Source organism: Thermus sp. FJN-A (assembly GCF_054655095.1).
Genome location: NZ_BAAHSC010000234.1, coordinates 1 through 236, shown reverse-complemented (window position 1 = coordinate 236; position 236 = coordinate 1). Strand labels below are relative to the sequence as shown.

Here is a 236-nt window from a genome sequence, read left to right as displayed (position 1 = left end):
TGGGACCTCGAGGCCGACCTCAAGGCCTGGCAGAGGCGCTACCCGGGGAACGAGGAGAAGGCGAGGAGCCTCCTCAAGGCCCTCAAGCGCCCCGAAGGGGTGAACCCCGTCACCCTCGTCGTGGACGACGCCACGGGCCTCACCCCCAGTGTGGTCCCCTGGCTGGTGGCCTTCGCCGAGGTGGCCACCCTGGTCCTGGCCGTCCACCCGGAGACCCTAAGGAAGGGGGGTACAAA

Annotated in this window: 1 pseudogene; it reads left to right on the top strand. The window is 69.5% G+C overall.

Annotation, left to right across the window (positions count from 1 at the left end):
• A pseudogene (locus tag ACYQ0J_RS13540) lies at positions 1–236 on the top strand (ATP-binding protein); the annotation flags it as partial.